The sequence below is a fragment of the bacterium genome, from assembly GCA_035370465.1.
In the GTDB taxonomy this organism is placed as follows: domain Bacteria; phylum Ratteibacteria; class UBA8468; order B48-G9; family JAFGKM01; genus JAGGVW01.
On record DAOOVW010000062.1, the window covers coordinates 1 to 8,491 of the forward strand.

General features: G+C 30.4%; 12 protein-coding genes. 8 read left to right on the forward strand and 4 right to left on the reverse strand.

All coding sequences use genetic code 11. The annotated features are described in order from the left end of the window. The 5 genes from PLW95_07410 to pheA all read left to right on the forward strand — a co-directional run. Positions 1-682 (forward strand): shikimate dehydrogenase (locus PLW95_07410; GenBank protein HOV22481.1); only part of this gene is annotated, 682 nt, incomplete at its 5' end. Continuing rightward, positions 679-1,836, forward strand: a complete 1,158-nt coding sequence (aroC, locus tag PLW95_07415; GenBank protein HOV22482.1) for a chorismate synthase — start codon at positions 679-681, stop codon at positions 1,834-1,836. The genes PLW95_07410 and aroC, both read left to right, overlap by 4 nt. Continuing rightward, positions 1,833-2,363 carry a shikimate kinase gene (locus PLW95_07420; GenBank protein ID HOV22483.1) on the forward strand — a complete coding sequence of 177 codons (531 nt, stop codon included), beginning with the start codon at positions 1,833-1,835 and terminating at the stop codon, positions 2,361-2,363. The genes aroC and PLW95_07420 overlap by 4 nt, the downstream gene beginning before the upstream one ends. After that, positions 2,344-3,414, forward strand: coding sequence for a 3-dehydroquinate synthase (aroB, locus tag PLW95_07425; protein HOV22484.1), 1,071 nt, complete (start codon positions 2,344-2,346; stop codon positions 3,412-3,414). The genes PLW95_07420 and aroB overlap by 20 nt, the downstream gene beginning before the upstream one ends. Beyond that, a complete protein-coding gene (pheA, locus tag PLW95_07430; protein HOV22485.1) occupies positions 3,407-4,483 on the forward strand; it encodes a prephenate dehydratase in 1,077 nt (358 codons plus the stop codon). The genes aroB and pheA overlap by 8 nt, the downstream gene beginning before the upstream one ends. Positions 4,484-5,055: 572 nt before the next feature. Here pheA and PLW95_07435 read toward each other — a convergent pair. From PLW95_07435 to PLW95_07450, 4 genes are all read right to left on the reverse strand, one after another. Then, complete coding sequence (locus PLW95_07435; GenBank protein HOV22486.1) at positions 5,056-5,496, reverse strand: transposase; 441 nt, start codon at positions 5,494-5,496, stop codon at positions 5,056-5,058. A 90-nt stretch (positions 5,497-5,586) separates the two neighbouring features. Continuing rightward, entirely contained in the window at positions 5,587-5,805 is a 219-nt protein-coding gene (locus PLW95_07440; GenBank protein HOV22487.1) for a hypothetical protein, read from the reverse strand. Positions 5,806-5,842: 37 nt separating this feature from the next. Beyond that, positions 5,843-6,028: a hypothetical protein gene (locus tag PLW95_07445; protein ID HOV22488.1), complete on the reverse strand. Its 186-nt coding sequence runs from the start codon at positions 6,026-6,028 to the stop codon at positions 5,843-5,845. Between the two features lie 96 nt (positions 6,029-6,124). Further along, positions 6,125-6,469 (reverse strand): transposase, encoded by a 345-nt coding sequence (locus PLW95_07450; GenBank protein HOV22489.1) that lies wholly within the window; start codon positions 6,467-6,469, stop codon positions 6,125-6,127. A gap of 271 nt (positions 6,470-6,740) precedes the next feature. Between PLW95_07450 and PLW95_07455 the strand changes: the two genes are divergently transcribed. Genes PLW95_07455 through PLW95_07465 form a run of 3 tightly spaced genes read left to right on the forward strand, consistent with a single transcriptional unit; the run spans position 6,741 to position 8,212 of the window. Then, positions 6,741-7,061 (forward strand): hypothetical protein, encoded by a 321-nt coding sequence (locus tag PLW95_07455; GenBank protein HOV22490.1) that lies wholly within the window; start codon positions 6,741-6,743, stop codon positions 7,059-7,061. Between the two features lie 49 nt (positions 7,062-7,110). After that, positions 7,111-7,323, forward strand: a complete 213-nt coding sequence (locus tag PLW95_07460) for a hypothetical protein (protein ID HOV22491.1) — start codon at positions 7,111-7,113, stop codon at positions 7,321-7,323. Further along, positions 7,295-8,212: a transposase gene (locus PLW95_07465; GenBank protein HOV22492.1), complete on the forward strand. Its 918-nt coding sequence runs from the start codon at positions 7,295-7,297 to the stop codon at positions 8,210-8,212. The genes PLW95_07460 and PLW95_07465 overlap by 29 nt, the downstream gene beginning before the upstream one ends. Positions 8,213-8,491 lie beyond the last annotated feature (279 nt).

Here is an 8,491-nt window from a genome sequence, read left to right on the forward strand (position 1 = left end):
AGGGGTAAATTTAACAATACCGCATAAAAAAGATGCTTTTTTTCTTGTTAATGAGGTTGGTGAAGAGGCAAAACTACTTAAAGTAATAAATACAATTAAAAACGAAGATGGGAAATTAACTGGATATATAACAGATGGAAAAGGCTTTGTAAGGTCAATAAAAGAAGATGGGAAAATGAATTTAAAAGGAAAAAAAATATATTTAATTGGTGCTGGTGGAACTGCATGGGCAATTAGTGGTTGTCTTATCAAAGAAAATATTAAAGGTATTTTTATTACTAACAGAACCTTAGAAAAGGCAATTTTACTTAAAAAACATCTTACAAAAAATTTTAATTTTAACAATGTTGAAATAATACCATTTGAAAAAAGAAATGACATAAACTTTGACGAAATAGATGTAATTATAAATACAACATCTGTTGGTATGAAAGAAAATGACCCAATTTTAATAGAAGAAAAATTTATAAAGAAAAAATTTTTTATATATGATGTTGTTTATAATAGAAAAACGGAGTTGATTAAAACAGCAGAAAAATTAGGTCTTCCATATGTTAATGGTTTATCAATGCTTGTTTATCAAGGAGCAATATCTTTTGAAATATGGACAGGAGAAAAAGCCCCTGTGGATATAATGAAAAAATCGTTATATAATTTCCTTAAAAATGGGGAGAAAAAATGAGATTTTTAACAAGTGGTGAATCACACGGAAAATGTTTAGTTGGAATTTTAGAAGGAATGGTTGCAAATATGGATATTTCAATTTCTGAAATTAATAAAGAACTTGAAAGAAGACAAAGAGGATATGGGCGTGGAAAAAGAATGGAAATTGAAAAAGATAAAGTAGAAATTATCTCTGGCATAAGAAATGGAAAAACAACAGGTGGCCCAATAGGAATTATTATTAAAAATAAGGACTGGCAAAATTGGAAAGAAATTATGGATATTGAAAAAGGGCATGGAAGAGAAAATTTTATTCCAAGACCAGGACATGCAGACCTGCCCGGATTTATTAAATATAAATATACTGGTTTAAGAAATGTTATTGAAAGAAGCAGTGCAAGAGAAACAGCAATGAGAGTTGCAATTGGAAATATCTGCAAACAATTTTTAAAGGATTTTAATATAAATATTTTCAGCAGAGTTATACAGGTTGGTAAGGTTAAAGATAAAAGTACATGGGACGAGGTAAAAAGAAATTATGCTTTAATTGAGAAATCGGAAGTAAGAAATTTTATTAAAGAAAAAGAAATAATAAAAGAAATAGAAAAAGCAAGAAAAAATGGAGATACAATTGGTGGTATTTTTGAAATTATAATTGAAGGAGTGCCACCAGGACTTGGCAGTTATGTCCAATGGGACAGACGACTTGATGCTAAAATTTCATTTTATTTAATGAGTATCCCAGCGGTAAAAGGAATAAATATAGGTATCGGTTTTGAAGGAATTGAAAAATTTGGTTCTCAATTTCACGATGAAATTTATTATGATGAAAGTAAAAAAATTTATAGAAAAACAAATAATGCAGGTGGAATAGAGGGTGGAATTACAAACGGGGAAAATATAATTATTAGATGTGCATTAAAACCAATTCCAACACTCAAAAAACCATTGAATTCAGTAAACATTAAAACATTAAAAGAAGAAATATCAATTTATGAAAGAAGCGATATTTGTGTTGTATTTCCTGCATCAGTTATTGGTGAAAATATACTCTCCTTTTTAATTGCTGATGAAATTCTTAATAAATTTGGAGGAGATACAATTGAAGATGTAAAAACAAATTATAATTTTTATCTCAAATCAATATCAAAATACTGGTCAAATAAAAAATGAAAAAAAATATTATTCTGACTGGATTTATGGGAACAGGTAAAACACTTATAGGAAATATTGTCGCTGATAAATTGAATATGGAATTTATAGATACTGATAAAGTAATTGAGGAAAGAGAAAAAGATAGAATTGCGAGAATTTTTCAGGTTAAAGGAGAAGAATATTTTAGAAAATTGGAAGAAAAAGTAATAAACGAAATATGTAAAAAAGAAAATTGTGTAATTGCAACAGGTGGAGGAGCAATAATAAGAGAAAAAAATTATAACAACATGAAAAAAAGTGGAATTATTATCTGTCTTGAAGCAGAACCATCTATAATTCTTTTAAGAACATCAACAACAGAAGATAGACCACTACTCTTAAAAAATAAGGATGCAATTTCAACAATAAGATATTTAATAAATTCAAGAAAAAAATATTATGACAAAGCGGACTATAAAATAGATACAACTTCTCTTTCACCAGAACAAGCAGGCGAAAAAATAATTGAAATATGGAAAAAAGAAAATGAAAAAAATAGAAATTAAAATTGAAGAGAAAAAAAAATCAATATGTTTTATTGATATTCCTTTTGAAAAAATACCTGAAAAACTAAAATCAAATGGTGATAAATTTCTAATTATAAGTGATAAAAATGTCTATCCTCTTTTTGGAGAAAAATTAAGGTCGGTTATTTCAAAAAATGGAGATGTCTATAAATTTATTTTGAAAAGCGGGGAAAACGAAAAAAACCTTAAAAATATTGAGAAAATACTTCATTATTGCTATGAAAATAATTTTTCAAGAGATGATACAATACTTGCTCTTGGCGGAGGAGTTATAAGTGATATATCTGGCTTTGTATCTTCTATTTATATGAGAGGAATAAATTTCATCACAATACCCACCACTTTACTTGCTCAGGTTGATGCCTCTATTGGTGGGAAAACAGGAGTAAATTTTTACAATAAAAAAAATCTTATTGGAAGTTTCTATCAACCAGAATTTATATTTATCAACTTTGAAACATTAAAAACATTACCTGAAAGAGAAATGAAGCAGGGAATTGCTGAAATAATAAAATATGGTGTTATAAAAAACAAAAAAATTTTTGAATTGCTTGAAAAAAATAAAGAAAATATAAAAAAATATCTACCAGAAATTGTTGAAAAATGTGTCAAAATAAAAGGTGATATTATTAAAAAAGATGAAAAAGAAAAAACAGGACTTCGCGAAGTATTAAATTTTGGGCATACAATTGGACATGCAATTGAGGTATTAGATAATTATAAATTCAATCACGGTGAAGCAATTGCAAATGGGATGGTATATGAAACATTTATTGCCTTTAAACTTGGCTTTTGTGAAAAAGCGACATATGAGAGAATAAAAAATATTGTAAGTAGTTTCAATTTTCCCGAATTTAAAGGTAAAAATAACATAGATAAAATAATTGAAAATTTATGGTATGATAAAAAAGTGAGAAAAGGGAATTTGAGATTTGTTCTACCAGAAAAAATTGGAAAAGTTAAAACAGGAGTAGTTGTAAAAGAAGAAATAATAAAAAAAACATTTTTAGAGGAAGAAAATAATGGATGAAATTGAAAGAAAAAGGGAAGAAATTGACCAGATTGATAAAAAACTTCTTGAACTTTTAGACCTTCGGGCTGAAAAAGTCAAGGAAATAACTGATATTAAAAATAAAAACAATAAACCAATTTTTGACCCTTCAAGAGAAAAAAGAATTATAGAAAAACACATTGAAAAAAGATTTAAGTATCTAAAAAAAGAAGATATTGAGTTAATAATGTCCACAATTTTCAAAATTTATAGAGGATTTTTTAAACCATTAAATATATCCTTTCTTGGTCCGGAAGGGACTTTTACACATCAGGCAGCACTCAGAAAATTTGGTAATAAATGCAACTTTATTTCAGCAAAAACAGTTGAGGATATTTTTAAAGAAGTGGAAAAAGATAGAGTTGATTATGGTGTTGTTCCAATTGAAAATTCTGTGGAAGGAGTGGTTACATATACAATAGATATGTTTCTTGAAAGCAATTTAAAAATAACATCGGAAATTTTACTTGAAATTCATCATTATCTTCTTTCAAATGAAAGTTCATTAAAAAAAATTAAAAAAATTTATTCTCATCCTCAGGCATTTGCTCAATGTAGAAAGTGGTTATTATCAAATTTAGAAAATGTTGAATTGATAGAAACAGAAAGCACCACAAATGCTGTAAAAAAAGCGAAGAAAATGAAAAATACAGGAGCAATTGGTTCTGAAATTGCTTCATCTCTTTATAAATTACCTGTCCTGGCTGAAAAAATAGAGGACTTTACTGAAAACATAACAAGATTCCTTGTGATAGGAAATGACTCTCCAAAAATGACAGGAAAAGATAAAACATCAATAATTTTCTCTATAAAAGATAAAGTCGGTGCTCTTTATGATTCTTTATATCCATTTAAAGAAAAAGGAATTAACTTAACACGATTAGAATCAAGACCAAGTAAAAAAAGAGCATGGGATTATGTATTTTTTGTTGATTTTATTGGTCATTGTGATGAAGATAAAGTTCAAAGTGCATTAGAAGAACTTGAAAAAAATTGTGTATTTTTAAAAGTTTTAGGTTCTTACCCATTAGAAAACAAAGAAAAATAGTAAAATGTAAAACTAAAAGCGGAAAAGTTAAAGATACAACTTAAAATTTAAAAAATTTTTGTCCTTTGTTCTTCGTCCGCTAAAAAGCGCATCGGACGCTAAAATACGCGTTTTGAATCCGCCTCATTCGATACAAAACATGGCGAATCCGCTGCGATTTTTGGCGTAAAGATGGACTGGCAGTACTTTCCAGGGGAAGAAGCAATTTTCTCCCTTTCTTAAACCGACTGAAGTTGCTTACCTTGTTTCTCAGAGTTGGTGTTTAACGTTTTTTCCAAGCACAACGGAGAGGAATTTTACGTTTCCCCCTTTTAGAAAGGCCTGTCCGACGCGCATTTTGGCGGAGGGATTAAGGGGGATTTCAGCAAGCACAACGGGGTTAGGAATCTGTGTCATAAATAGAAAAAATAATTATTTTTTTTCAAAATGTTCAACAAAAACCTTTAAAAATTATACTTATCTTTTTATTTCTTTTTTGTTCTAATACATCTATTTACTCCAACTTCCTTTTTTCTAACTATTATTAAAGAAAAAATTCCTAATTTTCTTTATTTCTATCTTCCTATTTTTTTCTATGTTGCACCTATTGATAATACTTCTCTTTCTCTTAACAACTCTCCTAATTTCTTTCCACTCTTTCTTACAAATTTTGCTATCTTCAAAAGATTATGGGCTGTACACATCAATGAAAATTCCCCTCTTACTTTCTCTTTCCCTCTTAGTACAAATTCCCTAAATCCTAAATTCTGACTTAAATTCCCAAAAACTGGTTCTAATGTTATTTTACGTATCCCATATATCTCTTTCCCTTCTTCTGTTGATAACTTCTCCCTCATTTCTTTAAACAATCCTTCATGCTCTGATATTGATATATGTCTACCTCTTGGGCTGGTTGTACATACCCCATAATACTCACACTTCTTACATTCCCTAACATTCCCATATGTATCATATACTACTTCCCTGTGTTTGCTTCTCCCTATATGATGCAACTCCTGTCCACCTGGACAAATTAATATCTTTTCCTTTTTATTATATATAAAATTACTTTTATCAAATCTATTATCCTGTTTATGTGAACTACCTATCCCTTTCCTGTTTTGTTATGTTATTACATCTGGTATATATGCCTCTATTTTCTCTTTATATTCCTTCCTTTCTAATGAAGCAAAATTCTTACCACTACTATATCCACTATCTGCAACTATATTTATCTTTTCCCTCTTCTCAGGTACTACTTTTTCTATATTCTTTAATACTTCTTCTACCATCGGTATCAATTGACAACAATCACTCTGCTTCTCTGTTACATCATTAGCCACTATCACTTACTCCTTTGAATCTACTGCTGTATGTGCTCTATAACCATGTATTTTCCTTGTCTTGTCTTGTCTTGTCTTTCTGAAATTCTACCGATGCATCTGTAAGATTTATTTTCTTCTTTTTCCCCTCTCTTAACTTCTTCTTACTTTCTTCCAATTTCTTTATCTCCTTTTCTATCTCCTTTATCCTTTTTTCTTTCTCTCTTATTCCTTCCGGAAGCACATTCCCACTTTTTTCACTCCCATATCTCTTGTCTTCTTCTTCATCTACCTGCTCTGCCCTCTCTAAATACTCCTTTATCGCTCCTTCTAATTCCTCCTACTCCTTTATTATCTCTTCTTCTGTATATGTCCTTTCACTACTTGCATTCCCTTTCATTACTTTGCTATCTATTGATATCGTCCCTAATCGTGTCATCCCTATTCTGTTACATATCTGTAATATCTCTACAAATGTATCCCTTAACGCATTTATATTCTTCCGACGAAATTCTGATATCGTCTTGAAATCCGGCTTCTCCATACCTGATAAGTATATAAACGCTATATCACTTCTAAGTTTCTCCTCTATTTTCCTTGAACTATATACCTTTGTCGCATATCCATAAAACCATATCTTTATCATCAATGCCGGATGATATGACGGATTCCCTACACTCGGTATATTCTTATAATAAGAACTTAAATCTATCTCATCTACTACATGTGCTAAATGTCCTTCTTCTAAATAATCCCCTACCGATGCAGGAAATAAAAGCTGACTCTTTAAAGGTTTTAATTTTAAGGAAGGGTAAAGAAAGCGGATATTTTTCCTGCTCTTTATAAGAGCGAGACGGAGTTTGCTTCTTTCTCCTTCTTGTTTTTTGTGTTTTAATATATCAGTAAACAGGGAAAAGAGAGTAGCACGTTTTCCTTACCCTTTAAAAGGGAATAAAATGAGAGCATTCTACGGAAAACTTTATGGAGTAGTTACTGAAAATAACGGAAATTACGGCTTTGTCCATTTGAATAGACCAAATGGCTCTGACCGAATATCAAAAGCAAGGTTACAGACCATAAAGTTTCCTGTTTTCTCTTTATCTGACACAAAAGAGATTAAATCTCTTTTCCTAAAAAATTCAGGTGTCAGAAAGGAGGTGTCTCGCCCATTGGGCTACGACCGACGGCTACTCCCTTATCTCTGGTTATCACCTTCTCCTTCTTTTTCAAAAGGAGAAAATAAAATGTTAAAAAAACAATCTTATCGTTACGATTGACCCTGGTAAATATATTTGCCAGGCACTTATCTGTCAAAATGGCAAAATTATGGAAGCTTTCCCATTTGAAAATGTCTCTTTCCCTGGAATGAAAAAACTTCTGGATAAAACATTGATTTATGGAAAAAATCCTATATTTGTCTTTGAAGCAACTAATGTCTTCTGGAAACCTTTATATTTTCACATTACTTCTTCTGGATATCAATGTTTTACCGTTAGTGCTTCTCAAACTGGTGCTTATCGTAAAAGGAAGAATCCGTAAAACTAAAACTGATAAAATCGACTGTAAAGAAATTCTGGAACTATATCTTAAAGGTGAAGCACAGCCAACTAAAATTCTATCACAACATTTAACCAGTTTGAAAGAACTAACTAGATTATATACCCATTTAGTTGATACTAAAACAAATCTCTCTTATCGCATCAGAGAATATATTTATCAACTATTTCCAGAATGGGAAAATACCTTCAAAGATATCTTCTGTAAAACAATCCTTTATTTGCTGGAAAAACAATTTTCTTCTCCTCAATTATTAAGCAAAACTAGAAGAGATAAACTTGCACACATAATAAGAAAAGTCAGTCATGGAAAATTTGGTCTGCCAGTAGTTAACCAACTTAAAGAAAATGCCCAGAATAGTTTCGGTATCCCTCTTATTCAACAAGCACTTTCTCTTAATCTCTCTCTTCTGGTTAAATCTATCAACTCTTTGGACAATATTCTTATCCCATTAGAAAATAATATCAAAAATATTTTTTTACAGGTGCCTCAACATCTATTAACTGTCCCAGGAGTTGCTGTTATTCCAGCATCTTCTTTTATTAGTGAACTGGGTAACCCAAATGATTTCTCTAATGCTGATAAGGTTATTGCCTGGTTCGGATTAGACATTGTTTGGAAATCTTCTGCCGGCAAAGGTAAAGGTTATCATGTCTCCAAAACAGGTACTCCTTACGGCAGAAAATGGGTATATGTCGCTGCTGGTGAATTCGTCAGACATTTCCCACCAGCAAAACAAAAATATCTCAAAATTTTCAAAGAGCATCATATACATAAATCATCTTTAATACCTATTTGTGCTGACTTAACTAAAATATTATTTGCTATGTATCGGGATGGAACTACTTTTGACCCATCTCGATACCATTAACTGAAAATCAAGGAGTTAAGGTGATAACTAACTGTTTTTATAGTTTTCAAAGTTCATTTCCTTTTACCACTTTTTTGTGGCACGGTGGGACTGTTGTCTCTTTTTCATCTTTTATAATTTACCCCTTGACTCCTCATTGGAAATCTCCCCTTTCCTTTTTTTTACTTCTTTACTCCCTATTATTCTTTATTATACAAAATTATCAGGAATAATTCCAATCTTTTTCGTCTTTCCTCAAAATAAAATCTATTCGAAATATAATTTAAATTAAGCATTTTT